We start from the raw sequence: 14627 nt of genomic DNA, 5'->3' as shown, positions 1-14627 counted from the left end.
GCGACCAAGGATGGATCAATCCTATTCCAGAATAGAGCCATTCGAAAGCGCGATCAGGGTGACCGTCACGATATATTCATCCGGATACAACGGTGATACCGCCAGCTTGACCGGTTAGAACCTGCGCTTCTTGCCGATATCGCCCTTCAGCGCCAGCAGCTCCTTGCGCGCGGCGGTGGCCGCAGCGCTTTCGATGCCACGATAGCGCTTGATGAGCGTCAAGCCGAATGGCGTGAGGAGAGCTCCGCCCCCATTCTTGCCGCCAGTCTGACGCTCGACGGCAGGCTGTCCGCAGATCCGGTTGAGTTCATCCACCAGATCCCAGGCGCGCTTGTAAGACATCGCCATGGCGCGGCCAGCGGCCGAAATCGAACCGGTGGTGTGAATATGTTCGAGAAGCTGAATCTTGCCCGGTCCAATCCGTCCCTCGGGATCGAGGTCGATGCGGATACTGAGGGCTGGCGCGGGCGGGCTGGCTGGCTTGGACATCGCCGAAGTCTACGTCCCCAGACGCAACCTTGCCAGTCCAACAATCAAGGAACGTTTCAGTGTTGGCGGCATTCGGAACAAACGACTTCGCCCCTGGTCACATGCGCGATGCCGCGACAAAGCCATTTCCGGGCTATCGCGTGCAGCGGCCGCCGGGCCAGCTGATAGATGAAATACACGTCGAGCATGATGAAATCGAATCCGTTCGTCCCGACATAGATAGGGCGGCGTCCTGCAATCAGAACGCCGCCTTTCTCTTGTCAGCCATCTCTTTTTAGTTAGCCACGCAGCTAGCCGTGAAGTTTCTTGGCCGTCTCGGCGATGACCTTGCCCTGATAACGGGCGCCGGCCAGTTCGTTGGCCGAAGGCTGGCGGCTGCCGTCGCCACCGGTCAGGGTGGTGGCGCCATAGGGCGAGCCGCCGGTGACTTCATCGAGCTTCATCTGGCCCTGGAAGCCGTAGTTGAGGCCGACGATGGTCATGCCGAAATGCAGCAGGTTGGTGATGATCGAGAACAGCGTGGTTTCCTGGCCACCGTGCTGGGTCGCGGTCGCGGTGAAGGCACCGCCGACCTTGCCATGCAGCGCGCCCTTCATCCACAGGCCACCGGCCTGATCGAGGAAGTTGGCCATCTGCGAGGACATGCGGCCGAAGCGAGTGCCGGTGCCGACGATGATGGCGTCGTAATTGGCGAGATCGTCGATGGTCGCGATCGGGGCAGCCTGGTCCATCTTGTAGTAGGACGCCTTGGCGACCTCGGCAGGCACCAGTTCAGGCACGCGCTTGATATCGACAGTGGCGCCGGCTTCGCGGGCGCCTTCGGCAACGGCATTGGCCATCGCTTCGATATGGCCGTAAGCGGAATAATACAGAACGAGTACTTTGGTCATGGTCAGTCTCCGTTGGATTGGGATGAATAGGTCGGGTTGATGATTGGTGGGCGCCGTCAGGCCGCGTCCACCAGAACGAGTTCGGAATCTTCCAGCGCGGTGATCGTGACGTTGGCTTCATCACGGATGGCGACGCCGTCGCGGGCATTGACGCGAATGCCATTGATCTCAATCGCGCCGGCTGCCGGCACGAGGTAGCCATTGCGCGAGCTACCCAGCGGATATTGCGCGGTCTCACCGGCCTTCAGCGTCGTTGCCAGCACGCGGGCGTCAGCCCGGATAGGCAGTGCCCCGGCGTCGTCCTTGAAGCCGCTGGCAATGGTGACGAACTGGCCGGAGCGATCGGCCTTCGGGAACGGCTTGGCGCCCCAGCAAGGCTGGCCGCCCGTTTGTGTGGGCTCGATCCAGATCTGGAAGATCCGCGTGGTCGATGCCTCCAGATTGTATTCGGAGTGCCGGATGCCCGAGCCCGCACTCATCACCTGAACGTCGCCGGCCTCGGTGCGGCCCGTGTTGCCCAGACTGTCCTGATGCGTGATCGCGCCCTCGCGGACATAGGTGATGATTTCCATGTTGGAATGCGGATGCGCGGGGAAGCCGGTGTTCGGCGCGATCTCGTCGTCGTTCCAGACACGCAAGCTGCCGTGGCCCATATTCTCGGGGTCGTAGTGGCTGCCGAATGAGAAGTGATGCTTAGCCTTGAGCCAGCCGTGGTCGGCACCGCCGAGTTTGTCGAAAGGTCTGAGGTCGATCATGACGAAATCTCCGTCGTTTGATGCATTTGCATCCTGGGCATCTGGATATGCCCGCGCAGATGGCGCATAAATAGAAATGATGGAAACTCATCGTTTCGGATTTTGAGATGCCCAAACTTCCCGACTTCGAGGCGCTGGCGATTTTCGCCAAGGTGGTCGAACTGCGGTCCTTTGCGGCGGCGGCGACCGAGCTGACCCTGTCCAAGGCCACCGTCTCCAAGGCGGTCGGTCGGCTCGAGGATCGCTTGGGCGCACGGCTGTTCAACCGGACCTCACGGCGGCTGGCGCTGACCGACTCCGGCAAGACGCTGGCGGTGAAGGCCGCGCAATTGCTGGCGGACGGCGAAGCGCTCGAGAACGAGGCGCTGGCGCAGTCGGCGACACCGCGCGGGCTGGTACGGCTGGCCGTGCCGATGACCTACGGCACCAATACGGTGGCGCCGCTGCTGCCGGAATTTCTGGCGCAGTATCCGGAGGTCTCCATCGACCTCAGCCTCAGCGACGCGACCGTCGATCTGATCGGCGAAGGTTTCGACGCCGCGATCCGCATCGCATCATTGCCGGATTCATCGTTGATCGCGCGGCGGCTGCGTCCGGTGAAGCGTTACATTGTGGCGGCGCCGTCCTATTTCGCGAAATACGGCCGGCCGACGCATCCCATGCATCTCGCCGACCACAAGTGCTTTGGCTACACCTATCTCTCGACCCCCGGCGTCTGGCACTTCACCAATGCAGCCGGCGAACAGGCCAGCGTTCGGCCGGCCGGACCGCTCCGCGTCAACAATGGCGAGGCGCTACTGCCTGCGCTGATCGCCGGATTGGGGATCAGCGACCTGCCGGATTTCATCGTCGGCGATGCATTGGCGAGCGGCGCGCTGGAGGCCGTGTTGCAGGACTGGTCGCAATCGTCGAGCGGTGTCTACCTCGTCACGCCACCGGGCGGTCCCCGCCCCGCCCGCGTCGAGGTGCTGCTGGAATTTCTTGCTGACAAACTCGCTGCCACCGGCAAGCGCGCGCGCAAGACATCAGGCTAGCTCGCCCTCATCATCTGCCCGTAGATGCCGAAATACTGGTCGCGCATATTGGCGATATCGAATTCGGTGACGAAATCCTTCGCCGTCCTTGCGATCTTCGCGGCGAGCTCGGGCTGCGCCGCAAGCGCCGCGATCTTGTCGGCGAGATCCTCGGCGGATCCGACCTTGAATTTGATACCATTCGAGCCGTCCACCAGCAGTTCGGCCGGGCCATCGACATCCGCGGCGATGACAGGCAGGCCGACCGCCATGGCTTCGAGCAGCACCAGTCCGAAACCTTCGAAACGCGATGGCAGGACGAAAATATCAGCCTCGTCCAAAGGACGGCGCACATCGGTGCGTCCGCACAGAAAGCGAACGCGATCGGCGACGTTCTCGGCGATCGCCTGCGCCTTCAAACTCAGGAGGGTCGACTCGTCGCCCTCCGGTGGGCTGCCGACGAAATCGCAGCGAATGTCGAGCCCGCGCGCGGCGCAGAGACTGACCGCCTTGATCAGGATGTCCTGCCCCTTCTGTTTCGGATAGATGCGGGCCACGTTGATCAGCCGCAGCGGCGAGCCGAAGCGACGTTGCCGCGCCACTCTATCGAATGTCGCGAGCGGTATGCCGTTATGCACCTTGAACAGGCGCTTCAGTTTGACAGATTCACATTCACGCTCGACCGCAGCAGAGATCGCGATGTTCCAATCGACGAACCGCTGATGCAACCGAAGCTTTACGCGGTCCCACGCGTTCACGAGGCCGGTATTGTGAATCGTGTAGCCGACGCTCATCGGACGATACAGTTTACTCAACATGGCGAAGTGCTTGGCGCCGCTGTCATGCGCATGGATGATACGAATATCGTGACGGCGGATGATGTTGAGTAAACTTAGAATGACACGTGGATTGCGATTCCCGGGTGGGCGCTTGAGGAAGTAGACCGGATGACCTGTCGCGGAGAGCTCGGCAGCAAGATCGGGATGGAAAAAGTCGTTAATGACGACGAAAACCTGCGGAATGTCCTCTCCCGGCGTGCAACTGGCAGCGAAATTGATCAGCAGTCGCTCCGACCCGCCCACGGTCAGCGACGAAATCAATTGAAGCACACAACCCACTTTGAAATGCTCCCGGCCCGAATGCCGGGCGACTTCCAAATCCGTCGCACTCCAAACGGCCCGATTGCGAAATAGCGCCAGGGTTTTTGTCTGTTGGGAGTAATCCATTCCCTATTTCGGCTGACGCTCGTGGCTATTCTGCGGCGCACCAAATGCGCCACAGAAGCGAATTCTGGCGGAAAGACGGCAGAGTTGCGCTGGAATGCGCACGCAGGTTGACGGTGGGCCAAAACACATCAGATTTTGCGAAAGCGCAAAACTTCCACGCCATTTCCAGCAACGCTACATTCGTTGCTTTCGATCGACGATATTCAGTCAGCCATTTCATTGACTGAATCCGTGTCGGACGTAGCTTTGATGCTCGCCATTGCATCAGAGAAAGTGACCATGACCACCGCCTCCCCTACACGCCGTTTGCTATCAACGCTCATCGCCACAGCCTTCAGCGCAACGCTCGCCACCTCCGCTTTCGCGGCAGACCAGATCACGCTGCGCGTCGGCGACCAGAAGGGCGGCAACCGCTCGCTGCTGGAGATCTCCGGCTTGGCGAAGGACTTGCCCTACAAGATCCAGTGGTCGGAATTCCCTGCGGCGGCGCCGATCCTCGAAGCCATCAATGCCGGCGCACTCGATGTCGGTTACACCGGTGACCTCTCGTTCCTCACGGTCTATGCCAACGGCGCACCGATCAAGGCGATAGGCGGCACACGCTCCAATGCGGACACACAGGCGATCCTGGTGCGCAATGATTCACCGATCAAGACCGCTGCCGACCTCAAGGGCAAGCGCCTCGCAGGCACCCGCGGCGGCTGGGGCCAGTTCCTGATTGAGGCGACGCTGGAGAAAGCCGGTTACAAGACCAGCGACGCAACTTTCGCGCCGCTCGGTCCCGTCGATGCCAAGATTGCACTTCTCGCCGGTTCGATCGACGGCTGGGCCGTATGGGAACCCTACATCTCCTACGCCGTGCTGAAAGACAATGCGCGGGTGGTTGCCGATGGCACGGGCCTGACCCCGACCCTGACCTTTATCGTCGCTTCCGAACAGGCAATTGCCACCAAGCGCGAGGCCGTCGCCGACCTGTTGCAGCGGCTTAACAAGGCCCGCAACTGGTCGCGCGAGCATGTCAATGAATATGCCAAAAACACCGCCGAGCTGACCAAGCTGCCGGAAGACGTGCTGGCGCGCGCCTACAAGGCGCAGGACACACGGCCGATCGCCATCGACGATGGCGTGGTGAAGGAGTTCCAGGAAGCCTCGGATCGCGCCACGCGCTACGGAATCCTGTCGAAGCAGGTCGATGTCAGCAAGGCCGTCGATCGCAGCTTCACGCAGGCTGCGCCGGCATCGAACTAGCGGGCGGTTGCGCGGCGAGAATGCGCATCGTTGCAATCGCCGCGATCAGCGACAACACTGTGGCGACGCTGAACAGCGTCCCATAGCCGAGCAGATCGGCAATGCGGCCCGACAGCATCGAGCCGATGAAGTAGATGATCAGCTGGGCGCAGGCGAGAATCGTGAAGTCGGTGCCCGGCTGATCCTTCGACGCCGCGGCCATGAACAGGCTGTAGAGCGCAACGATCTCCATGTAGCGGATCAGCGTCTGGAATCCGGCCGCGCCGAAAATCGGCCAGATGCCGGTGACCACACCCAGCGCATGCGCCGTGAAAAGTGCAAAGCAAATAGTGCGGAGAATGCCGAGCAACCCCAGTGTCCAGCCGGTGCCGCAGCGTTGCAGCAGCCACGCCGCACCGGCCGCGCCTGCGAGACCCGCGGTCGTCGCGGCGCCGCCGGAAAGATAACCGATCTGTTTGAGCGGCACGCCGGCATCGACGAGATAGCTGCCCTCCATCGCCTTCACGAGGCCCTCGCTCATCCGGTAGATCAGTGCGATCCAGAGAATGTTGCGCACCTCGCGGCGGCGCAGGAAGGCCATCACGGAAGGCCGCGGCTTCGACGGATCGATCTGCCCGGCTTCGTCCTCGCGCATGGCGAAGGCGGCAAAGAGCGGGATCAACGAGAAGCCGGCGATGGTCAGCAGCATACCGGTCCAACCGATCTGCGCATACAGCACCAGCCCGAGCGTGCCTCCGATCACGACACCGAACGCGACCGAGCCGCCCTGAATGGCGTTGCCGATGGCGCGATCCTCGGGCGCCAGATATTTCGCAGCATAGCCGTCGGTGGCGATGTCCTGGGTCGAGATCAGCAGTGAGCCGAACAGGCCCACCGTGATGATGCCCCAGATATTGGTTGCGCCGAGCGGGATCAAACACAGCAGGCTGATGATGACCCCGGTTTGGGTCACGATCACCCAGCCGGCGCGATGTGCGCGCGCGAAGGGACGGATACGATCGACGATAGGCGCCCAGAAGAACTTCAGCAGCAACGGCAGGAACCAGAGACTGAGATAGCCGATCTCGCTGCGCGACACACCGGCCTCGCGCATGATTGGCGGCAGTGCCGCCGCGAACAGATAGGACGGGATCGCCTGTGCCAGATACAGCCCGCCAAGCACGACGAACAGACGCTTGCGTCCCATGACGGCGACCGGCGCAGATGCGTTAAGCTCCGCGGTGCTCATGCGAGGCCGCGATGTTCGGCGAGAAAGGCGCGCGCAGCGATCTCGTCCTCGAGCGCCACCAGCGGCATCGGCCAGAGCTTCCGAAACGTCTCTTCCATCTTCTTGTTGGCGCCGGGGCGTACAATCGCCACAGCACGGCAGCGCGCGGAGATATGGCCGCGCGTCGCCTTGAACCACAGCGCCTGCTCCCGCTCGCCGGCGACGGACAGTTTCCCGCCGCCCCCGAACACGGTCAGAAGTTCGAATGGCGCATCATGCTCGCCGACCTGGGCCAACGCGGCCAGATAATCGCGCTCGTCCGTCTCCGCGTAAGGCGGCAGGAACCGTAGCGTCAGCAGGCTCCCATCAATCTCCAGATCCACCATGATGGTAATTAGAACTCCCTGGGAAGTGGCCTTGGAAGGTTTGTCTCGTTTGAGCGTGATCTGATCCGAAAACCGGCGACCACTTTTCGGGATCACGCCCTAGAACGTCTTGCGATAGCCGACCGTCACGGTGCGGCCCCAGGAATAGACCGGCAGGTTGCGCACCGAGGTTGCTGTCGGGTTCTGCAGCTCCGTATCGAACAGGTTGTTGACGGCTGCATAGGCCTCGCCACCATAGACCGGCCCGCTCAGCGCGGCATTCATCGTAAAGCCGCCTTCAATGGGATAGACCGTATTGGTCAGGTTGATGCCGCGATTGCGAGCGGCGTAGCCCTCGCCCTCGACGCGCAGCTTGATGCCGTTGTCGAAGCGATAGTCGCCGAAGATCAGGCCACGCACCGGACTGCCGATCCTGTTGTTAGGAAGCCAGCTATCGAGCACACCGTCCTTGTTGGTGTCGTAGCGGCCTTCCTTGTAGCCGATCGTGGTACCCAGCGTGAAATTCCGGTTGATCGCCATCTCGCCGATATATTCGACGCCGTAGATCATTTCCTTCTGCTGCGAGATCAGGTTGGTGACTGGATCGAAGGTCACGCCCTTCTCGGACGTGCTGACGAAACCGGTGATGCTGCCCTTGTAGGGGCCGTCGCCGCCGCGGATGCCGATTTCGTAATTGTTGACGATCTGGGCTTCCGGCGCGATCGAGCTGAAAGAGATGGTCTGGCGTGCCAGCGGCAGGCAGTTCGGCGTCGCCACCGGACAGGCAAAGGCGGTGGATGACAGGCCGGCGCGGCGCGTATAGGCGCCAACATCGGGCAGCGCATAGCCCTGCGAGAAACCGCCGAACAGATCGATCTTGTTGTTGAGCTTGAAGGTCGCGCCGAGATTATAGGTCGGCGAGGCATATTCGTACTGGCCGCCGACAACATTGAGCGCCGGCAGAACGAAGCGCGTCACGGGCGAGATCGCGGCATAGGCGGCCGGACGCAGGAAGTCGTCGACGCTGAGATTGAAATGCTCGTAGCGAACGCCGCCGCGCGCGGTCAGCCGATCGGTGATCGGGACTTGTACCAATGCAAATCCGGCGGTCGTCACCTGGGTCAACGGCGTGAACACATCGCGGCCATCGGTCAGCGTCTGCCATGTCTTATCATGGACGACGTCCGTGCCCCAGGTCACCTTGGCGCCGTTCCAGATGCGGTCGAGCGGCGTATCGATCGTCAGATTGACCCCGCCGCGCTCGGAATACAGCGTGGTCTGGTTGGCCGGGCTGGTCGGGCTCAGCGGATTGCCGGAATAATAGACCAGCGAGTTATAGGGATAGGAGAACTCCGAATAGTTGAAGCGCTTCTTGATGTCATTGTAGAAGCCGACCACGCTGAGATTGCCGAGCACGAAGTCGGTATCGCTGTAGCGCAATTGGAACGAGCGCGAATCTTCCAGCACGCTCTGCCCGGTATAGGGCTTGGTGAAATCCGGCTTCGCATAGGCGCCGGAATAGTCGGTGAGGTATTTCGGCGTCTGGTCGAGATAGAACTGGCTGATCGAGGCTTCGATGCGCTTGCCGCCATCGAAATCGTAACCGATCTTGCCCAGGAAATTGCCGCTGGCGAGACGATCACCACCTCCCTGCCCGAGCATGGCGTCCGATGGCAGCTCGCGGCCCGCGCCGTCATAAGTCTTCTGCGCGCCGCGGCCGCTGCCAACGAACACGTAGTCGATGCCATTCGTGCCCTTGCCACTGACCGTCGCCGACATTTCCGGTGCCAGCGAACCGCCGGGATCCGCGGTGAAGGTGCGCAGCGCCGTGTTGACGCTGACGCGCGGACCGCCCGGCTGCGCTTTCTTGGTGACGAAATTCACCGTACCGCCCGTCGCGCCGGCGCCATACAGGCTCGATGCACCGGCGACCAGTTCGATGCGCTCGACGGAATTCAGATCGATCAGCGACAGGACGCGCGAGACGTCGCGGAGCGGCGTCGTCAGCGGCACGCCGTCCATCAGCACCAGAAGGTCGCGGCCGCGATAGCTTTCGGAAGCACCGGAGATGGTCTGGTTCGACACCGAGAAGCCCGGCAGCAATTTTGCCAGCAGCGCCGATGCGCTGCCGCTCTGCTTGAGCTGCTCGTCAATCTCCTTCTGATCGACCACCTGCACGGTCTGCGGAATATCCGAAATCGAGCGCTGGGCACGCGCGGCCGTTACCGTGATCTCGTCGAGCGTGACGCCCGCGCTCTGCTGCGCAACGGCCTGCGACGACATGAGCCCGACGGCGGGGATGAGAAGGAACTGGCTGTAACGCATGAGCTCGAAGTCTTCCGTATGTTCGTGGCGACGAAGCACTGGAGAGGTCGAGCCGGTCAATTCGACCGAGGCCGCAGCAGTTTGGAATCAATGTAAATTCCAGCCACGGCTTTACTCTTCTTACGCCTGTGCATTCCGTCTATCGTCACAGCGATACGGCACAGCCCATGGCATGACTTGGACTCGGTGAATTGATAGTCGGACTGGAGCGAACGAAGCGGTTTGGATTCGATGCTGTGGCAAACGCGCATCAGTCGCGGTCTCCATCCTGCGTCGATGCCGCTCCCGATTGCCCTCTCGTCCCGCTCTGGCTGGTTGCCGACGATATCGATGACACCCTGCGCAAGCCGCTTGAGAGCCGCCTGCCGTGGAAGACCGTGCAGCGCAATTCGCTGGGATCGTTTCGCGCAGCGCCGTTCCAGTCAAAGGCGATCCTGCGGATGCAGCCGCATCTCGGACTGATGTCGTGTTTCGATCCCGCACCGCTCTGGACCATGCCCGACGACGATAGCGCCACGACCGGCAACGACTCGCCGCAGGACATTCTGGTGCTGCGCCCCTCGGACGGCGTGGTGATCGTCCAGCAGGATGGCCAGCGCCAGACATGCATGCCGCGCGAGGCGATCATTCTCGATCCCGGCCGCGCCACCACCTTCATCATGAATGATGTGAGCCGCGTCGACTGCCTGCTACTCACCAGCAATGGCCATACCGGATTGCGCCACATCGCCCATGACAATGGCGGGCTGATCGCGCTCGGCCATTACGCCGCTGCCGTAATGCGCGGATTGTTGCCGATGAATTCGGCGGCGCTGACCGGCCTTGCCATCGATTATATGAACGGCCTCGTCGCCACCATGATCGATGAAGCCGATGCGCCGGCGCGGCGTGGCGCATGGCGCCAGGATCGGCCGACTATCAGCCTGCTGTCGCTCAAGGCCGATATCGAGGCCAGCCTCAGCCAGCCGACGCTGTCACTGGAGCGGCTCGCGACCACCCATGGCGTCACCGCGCGTTATTTCCAGAAATTGTTCGAGGCCGAAGGCCGGACGTTTTCGGACTACCTGCTGGAGCGCCGTCTGGAACGCGCCTTCCACATGCTGCGCGACGGCAACCGCGGAGATCGCGCCGTCAGCACCATCGCTTTCGAGGTCGGCTTCGGCGACCTCTCGTATTTCAATCGCACCTTCAAGAAACGTTTTGGCGCGACACCCCGCGAAATCCGGGCGCGGTTTGAAGTGATGCTGGTGGGTGCACAGTCACCGATAGTCGACAATTAGCGAGTTGAAGCACGAACAACTCTACTGTCGTCCCCGCGAAGGCGGGGACCCATAACCTCCATCCTCTCCGCTGAAGTGAAGGCTTCTCCCAACGGTGATCGGACGAGACTACAGTCTGTCATCCCGCCTTCGCGGGGATGACAGACTGAGTATGAGCTTCGTCAGTTCACCTTCGCGACCGTCGTCCCTTTGCCCGGCAGAATCTCCACCGTCGCCGTACGCCCTGCGACGAGTGTAGCGCCGGCCGGGACCGGGTCGAGCGCGATACGCACTGGCACGCGCTGGGCGAGGCGCACCCAACTAAAGGTCGGCGTCACATTGGCCAGGAGGTTGCTGCCTTCCGCACGGTCACGGTCCTCGATGCCGGCGGCAACGCTCTCCACATGGCCGGTGAGCTTGGCGGCATCGCCCATCAAGTGAATGTGGACGGGATCGCCTACGTGAATGCGCGACAGCTTGGTCTCCTCGAAATAGCCGTCGACATGCAGGCTCGACGTATCGACCAATGCCATCACGCCCTTGCCGGCAGTGACATAGGTGCCGGGGCGCAGGTCCATATTGGAGATCACGCCCGAGACCGGCGCGTGAACCTCGCTGCGATCGAGATTGAGCTGCGCCACCGCCTGATCGGCGACGGCCTGATCCAGTGACGCCTTGGCGAGGAGTTGCGTCGCCAGCACCTGTTCCTGCTTCTGCTGCGAGACGGCAGCCGTTGTCAGCTCCTTGTAACGCTTGAGATCGAGTTCGGCCTGCTCCAGGCTGGCCCTGCGGCCGGCGACGACGGCCTCCGACTGCTGCAGCGCCAGCGCGAAACGTGCGCGGTCGATCCGCATGATGACATCGCCGCGCGTCACCTTCTGATTGTCACGCACCAAGATCTCGGTGACGAAGCCGGACACATCCGGCGCCACGGTGACCACATCGGCGCGGACGCGGCCGTCACGTGTCCATGGCGCGTCCATATAATAGACCCAGAGATAGTGCCCGACGGCGAGCGCGGCGACGACGGCCAGTGCGGTGACAGCGAAACGACGAACGAAACTCACAGCGTTTTTCATGACAGCAATCCGGAGGACAGATAGACCACGCCGCCCAAGAGGCAGACATACAGAGCAAGATCGAAAAGCGCGCGGTGCCAGACATAGCGATAGAGGCCGGAGCGCTCGATCAACGGGCGTAGCAACGCGCCGATGGCGTAAGTGATGACCAGCCACAGCATCAGCGATGGCAACAGCACACCGAACAGATCGACTTCATATCTCATGCGGCCACACTCCCGGCGAGAAGGCCCGGTTCGGGCAGATAGGCCGGTGCCGTCGGAAACAGACCGCGGCGAATGCCGACGAGGCCGATCAACGCATCCGCGCGCCCTGCCTTGCGTTCGCCCATGGCTTCCGACAGCGCGTGATCGACTTTCGCGAGCAGCGGCTCCGGCATCGCGCCGCCTTTGTAGTTGCGGAAGCTCAGGGCCAGTTCGTCCAGCATCGTATCCATCGCATGGAGCGTCGGCGACGACAGATGATGACGCGCCCGGCGCAGATCGACGATATTCAGCCCGACGCGCAATTCGCGCAGGTTGTCGACAGCACGCAGCGGTGAATCCTTCAGCGCCGTCAGCCGCGGCGCGAGAAGGCCGATGCGGTTCAGCATCAGCCCGGCAAAGGCCGCGCGGTCACGATTGCCGCGCTGTTCGGCAGCCTGCGCGATGGCGATCCAGCCGCGCCGCATCAGCCGCTTCACGCTCCATTCGGAGCCGACCGAGCGGATCAACTGGATCGAAATGACGGACAGTTCGGTGCCGACGAAGAAGGCCACGCTGGAATTAGCGAAACTCGCGAAGTCGGCATTGTAGGTCGTCTGCAACGCCATCAGCGTCGCGGTATTCGCCGCCAGCAGCATGCCGATGAAGAAGGTGGCGGGGCGTGCGATCAGGTAACCGAACAGCAGGAACGGCGGCGCCAGCACGGCGACCAGCACTTCGACATCGGTGATGGCCGGCAGGATCGCGAACAGATAGAGCGCGATGATCACCATCGCGGCCAGCGTCCATTTGGCAAAGCCGCGCAACCCCACCGCGGGATCATCCATGCTGGCGAAGAACGAGCAGCCGACAGCCGCCATGGTCGGTGCTGTCGCGCCATCGGTCCAGCCGGTGGCGATCCAGAACGCGCAGCAGACGAGGATGGTCACGAATACGCCTGCTGCGGACCATAGCGCCATGCCGTGATCCACATGCCGCACCGGGGCCACACCGGCTTCAGCCTGAAAGGCGAGTTTCGCGCCCGGCGGACGGCCGCCTTCGGCAATCGCCTGATTGAGGACCCGGCAATCCGCTGAGATATCGACGAGCTCGCGCATCCGCATCAGCAGACTGGCGATCATGATTTCGGTCCATGACGACGACGCGCTCAGCTTCGGCTGCTGCGCGGCGATCATGCTGCGCAGCCGCTCGGCGGGTTCACGGTCGGTGCTGTTGTCAGCAATCCAGGCGGAGACGTCGACGATCAGCGCCATCAATTGCGGTGAGGTCGTCCGCGCGTCTTCGCCCAGCGCGTCGATGCGATCGCCCATGGATGACAGCAGCGGCAGGAATGTCAGCATGCGCGTGCGCAGGGCGCGCATCCAGCGTGAGGTCTCGCGTCCGCCGAGCCGATCATAGGCCAGATGATCGGCGAGCGTATCGATATCCACGGCATCGGCGGCGAGCTTGAGGCGCAGATCGCGGGTCGCCGGATCGGCGCTGTGGCCAGCCAGCACGTCCTGCGTCAGTCTGCGCGCGCCGGCGAGCCAGCTATCGACCCGCGCTGCAACCGCGGGGCCGACGCTGCGCGGCAACAGGATCGTGGATACCAGCGTCGCGCAGAGAATGCCGACGATGATTTCCTCGCTGCGCGCCACGGCGGTATCGAAGATCGCGGCGGGGTCGTTGACCGAGGGAAAGCTGATCAGCGCGCAGGTGTAGCCCGCGAGCATGAACATGTAGCCGCGCGGCGTCCTGTCCAGCAGCGAGACATAGAGGCAGAGGCCGACCCACAGCGCGATAGCGAGGCTGAGCAGCTCGGGTGAATTGACGAGATTCGGGACCAGTACCACGCTGGCCGAAGCCCCAACCAGTGTGCCGATGACGCGAAACAGCGCTTTCGAACGCGTAGCGCCGGCCAGCGGCTGCGAGGCGATATAGACCGTGGCCAGCGCCCAGTAGGGCCGCGGCAGATCCATCGCGAAGCCGATCAGCAGCGCCATCATGCCGGCGATGAAGGTTTTCACGGAGAAGATGATGTCGGCGTGGCGGACGAGAAACGGCGGTTGGGCAGCAGCGGAAGTCATGGCAGCGCGTCCGCCTCCTCGGCGGCCTCATACAGGCGATTGGCCGATTGCTCGATCCGTCCGAGCACATCGAAGGCGACCGCGAGTTCATCGGGCGCGATGCCCTTCATCAGGTCACCGCGCAGCCGGCGCATGACACGCCTGATCTCTTCGGCCTTGGCTTCGCCAAGCGGGGTCAGGTGCAAGACCTTGGCGCGGCGGTCGGTCGGGTCCTCGCGGCGCTCGACGAGCCCTTCGGCGGCCAGCAGGTCGATCAGCCGGACCACCGATGGACCTTCGAGCCCCATTTCGTCGGCGAGCACGCCCTGACGCACGTTCTCCCGTCCGGGGCGGGACAGGATCAGCAGCGGATGTGCCGTGGCTTCGGACAGGCCATGCGCCGACAGGGTCTGGTCAGCCTTGCGGCGCCAGACCCGTGCCAGTCGCGCAACCAGCAGGCCCAGTTCGGCCTGGATATGCGCTTGGGAATGGGGCATGGAAATTAGATAGGACCCTATCGATT

At 62.6% G+C, this 14627-nt stretch carries 16 protein-coding genes; 4 read left to right on the top strand and 12 right to left on the bottom strand.

Going from position 1 to position 14627, the window contains the following annotated elements:
• Positions 1-114 precede the first annotated feature (114 nt).
• Positions 115-489 carry a winged helix-turn-helix domain-containing protein gene (locus AB8A50_RS25500; RefSeq protein ID WP_439079330.1) on the bottom strand — a complete coding sequence of 125 codons (375 nt, stop codon included), beginning with the start codon at positions 487-489 and terminating at the stop codon, positions 115-117.
• A 59-nt stretch (positions 490-548) separates the two neighbouring features.
• Between AB8A50_RS25500 and AB8A50_RS25495 the strand changes: the two genes are divergently transcribed.
• Positions 549-767 carry a hypothetical protein gene (locus AB8A50_RS25495; RefSeq protein WP_439079328.1) on the top strand — a complete coding sequence of 73 codons (219 nt, stop codon included), beginning with the start codon at positions 549-551 and terminating at the stop codon, positions 765-767.
• Between the two features lie 12 nt (positions 768-779).
• Here AB8A50_RS25495 and wrbA read toward each other — a convergent pair whose 3' ends face one another.
• Together wrbA and AB8A50_RS25485 are read right to left on the bottom strand one after the other, a co-directional pair.
• The gene (gene wrbA, locus AB8A50_RS25490) at positions 780-1379 is read right to left on the bottom strand and encodes an NAD(P)H:quinone oxidoreductase (RefSeq protein WP_175368708.1); all 600 of its coding nucleotides are present in this window, start codon (positions 1377-1379) and stop codon (positions 780-782) included.
• Between the two features lie 56 nt (positions 1380-1435).
• Entirely contained in the window at positions 1436-2134 is a 699-nt protein-coding gene (locus tag AB8A50_RS25485) for a pirin family protein (RefSeq protein ID WP_184513408.1), read from the bottom strand.
• Between the two features lie 107 nt (positions 2135-2241).
• Here AB8A50_RS25485 and AB8A50_RS25480 point away from each other — a divergent pair, with 107 nt between their 5' ends.
• Positions 2242-3168 (top strand): LysR family transcriptional regulator, encoded by a 927-nt coding sequence (locus tag AB8A50_RS25480; protein WP_439079327.1) that lies wholly within the window; start codon positions 2242-2244, stop codon positions 3166-3168.
• Here the strand turns inward: AB8A50_RS25480 and AB8A50_RS25475 are convergent.
• On the bottom strand, positions 3165-4265 hold the full coding sequence (locus tag AB8A50_RS25475) for a glycosyltransferase family 4 protein (protein ID WP_439079325.1): 1101 nt from the start codon (positions 4263-4265) through the stop codon (positions 3165-3167). The two genes, AB8A50_RS25480 and AB8A50_RS25475, sit on opposite strands and share 4 nt — an antisense overlap.
• Positions 4266-4398: 133 nt before the next feature.
• Positions 4399-4593 (bottom strand): hypothetical protein, encoded by a 195-nt coding sequence (locus AB8A50_RS25470; protein ID WP_439079323.1) that lies wholly within the window; start codon positions 4591-4593, stop codon positions 4399-4401.
• Positions 4594-4652: 59 nt separating this feature from the next.
• Between AB8A50_RS25470 and AB8A50_RS25465 the strand changes: the two genes are divergently transcribed.
• Positions 4653-5621, top strand: a complete 969-nt coding sequence (locus AB8A50_RS25465; RefSeq protein WP_231078132.1) for an ABC transporter substrate-binding protein — start codon at positions 4653-4655, stop codon at positions 5619-5621.
• Here AB8A50_RS25465 and AB8A50_RS25460 read toward each other — a convergent pair.
• From AB8A50_RS25460 to AB8A50_RS25450, 3 genes are all read right to left on the bottom strand, one after another.
• The gene (locus tag AB8A50_RS25460; RefSeq protein ID WP_439079322.1) at positions 5593-6807 is read right to left on the bottom strand and encodes an MFS transporter; all 1215 of its coding nucleotides are present in this window, start codon (positions 6805-6807) and stop codon (positions 5593-5595) included. The two genes, AB8A50_RS25465 and AB8A50_RS25460, sit on opposite strands and share 29 nt — an antisense overlap.
• Positions 6808-6845: 38 nt before the next feature.
• Positions 6846-7214, bottom strand: coding sequence for a hypothetical protein (locus tag AB8A50_RS25455; protein WP_439079320.1), 369 nt, complete (start codon positions 7212-7214; stop codon positions 6846-6848).
• Positions 7215-7313: 99 nt separating this feature from the next.
• Positions 7314-9518 carry a TonB-dependent receptor gene (locus AB8A50_RS25450; RefSeq protein WP_439079319.1) on the bottom strand — a complete coding sequence of 735 codons (2205 nt, stop codon included), beginning with the start codon at positions 9516-9518 and terminating at the stop codon, positions 7314-7316.
• A gap of 236 nt (positions 9519-9754) precedes the next feature.
• On the opposite strand from AB8A50_RS25450, the gene AB8A50_RS25445 reads away from it, so the two are divergent.
• The gene (locus AB8A50_RS25445) at positions 9755-10798 is read left to right on the top strand and encodes a helix-turn-helix transcriptional regulator (protein ID WP_439079317.1); all 1044 of its coding nucleotides are present in this window, start codon (positions 9755-9757) and stop codon (positions 10796-10798) included.
• Between the two features lie 161 nt (positions 10799-10959).
• Here the strand turns inward: AB8A50_RS25445 and AB8A50_RS25440 are convergent, their stop codons facing one another.
• The 4 genes from AB8A50_RS25440 to AB8A50_RS25425 are packed head-to-tail and all read right to left on the bottom strand — an operon-like array spanning position 10960 to position 14601.
• The gene (locus AB8A50_RS25440) at positions 10960-11856 is read right to left on the bottom strand and encodes an efflux RND transporter periplasmic adaptor subunit (RefSeq protein ID WP_439079315.1); all 897 of its coding nucleotides are present in this window, start codon (positions 11854-11856) and stop codon (positions 10960-10962) included.
• A complete protein-coding gene (locus AB8A50_RS25435; RefSeq protein ID WP_439079314.1) occupies positions 11853-12062 on the bottom strand; it encodes a DUF1656 domain-containing protein in 210 nt (69 codons plus the stop codon). Before AB8A50_RS25435 ends, AB8A50_RS25440 begins: the two co-directional genes overlap by 4 nt.
• Positions 12059-14125 carry an FUSC family protein gene (locus AB8A50_RS25430; RefSeq protein ID WP_439079312.1) on the bottom strand — a complete coding sequence of 689 codons (2067 nt, stop codon included), beginning with the start codon at positions 14123-14125 and terminating at the stop codon, positions 12059-12061. The genes AB8A50_RS25435 and AB8A50_RS25430 overlap by 4 nt, the downstream gene beginning before the upstream one ends.
• Complete coding sequence (locus AB8A50_RS25425; RefSeq protein WP_439079310.1) at positions 14122-14601, bottom strand: MarR family winged helix-turn-helix transcriptional regulator; 480 nt, start codon at positions 14599-14601, stop codon at positions 14122-14124. Before AB8A50_RS25425 ends, AB8A50_RS25430 begins: the two co-directional genes overlap by 4 nt.
• Positions 14602-14627: the final 26 nt, after the last annotated feature.

It is taken from the genome of Tardiphaga sp. 841_E9_N1_2 (genome assembly GCF_051811065.1).
Taxonomy (GTDB): Bacteria; Pseudomonadota; Alphaproteobacteria; order Rhizobiales; family Xanthobacteraceae; genus Tardiphaga; species Tardiphaga robiniae.
The sequence above is the reverse complement of the archived record's forward strand: the minus strand, read 5'-3'. Positions and strand labels throughout refer to the sequence as shown.

Excerpts from the sequence above, each read along its gene's own strand:
- AB8A50_RS25465 (WP_231078132.1), top strand. The coding sequence starts at position 4,653 with ATGACCACCGCCTCCCCTACACGCCGTTTGCTATCAACGCTCATCGCC.
- AB8A50_RS25425 (WP_439079310.1), bottom strand. The coding sequence starts at position 14,601 with ATGCCCCATTCCCAAGCGCATATCCAGGCCGAACTGGGCCTGCTGGTT.
- AB8A50_RS25440 (WP_439079315.1), bottom strand. The coding sequence starts at position 11,856 with ATGAAAAACGCTGTGAGTTTCGTTCGTCGTTTCGCTGTCACCGCACTG.
- AB8A50_RS25430 (WP_439079312.1), bottom strand. The coding sequence starts at position 14,125 with ATGACTTCCGCTGCTGCCCAACCGCCGTTTCTCGTCCGCCACGCCGAC.
- AB8A50_RS25455 (WP_439079320.1), bottom strand. The coding sequence starts at position 7,214 with ATGGTGGATCTGGAGATTGATGGGAGCCTGCTGACGCTACGGTTCCTG.
- AB8A50_RS25470 (WP_439079323.1), bottom strand. The coding sequence starts at position 4,593 with ATGAAATGGCTGACTGAATATCGTCGATCGAAAGCAACGAATGTAGCG.
- AB8A50_RS25450 (WP_439079319.1), bottom strand. The coding sequence starts at position 9,518 with ATGCGTTACAGCCAGTTCCTTCTCATCCCCGCCGTCGGGCTCATGTCG.
- AB8A50_RS25500 (WP_439079330.1), bottom strand. The coding sequence starts at position 489 with ATGTCCAAGCCAGCCAGCCCGCCCGCGCCAGCCCTCAGTATCCGCATC.
- AB8A50_RS25460 (WP_439079322.1), bottom strand. The coding sequence starts at position 6,807 with ATGGGACGCAAGCGTCTGTTCGTCGTGCTTGGCGGGCTGTATCTGGCA.
- AB8A50_RS25480 (WP_439079327.1), top strand. The coding sequence starts at position 2,242 with ATGCCCAAACTTCCCGACTTCGAGGCGCTGGCGATTTTCGCCAAGGTG.
- AB8A50_RS25435 (WP_439079314.1), bottom strand. The coding sequence starts at position 12,062 with ATGAGATATGAAGTCGATCTGTTCGGTGTGCTGTTGCCATCGCTGATG.
- AB8A50_RS25485 (WP_184513408.1), bottom strand. The coding sequence starts at position 2,134 with ATGATCGACCTCAGACCTTTCGACAAACTCGGCGGTGCCGACCACGGC.
- wrbA (WP_175368708.1), bottom strand. The coding sequence starts at position 1,379 with ATGACCAAAGTACTCGTTCTGTATTATTCCGCTTACGGCCATATCGAA.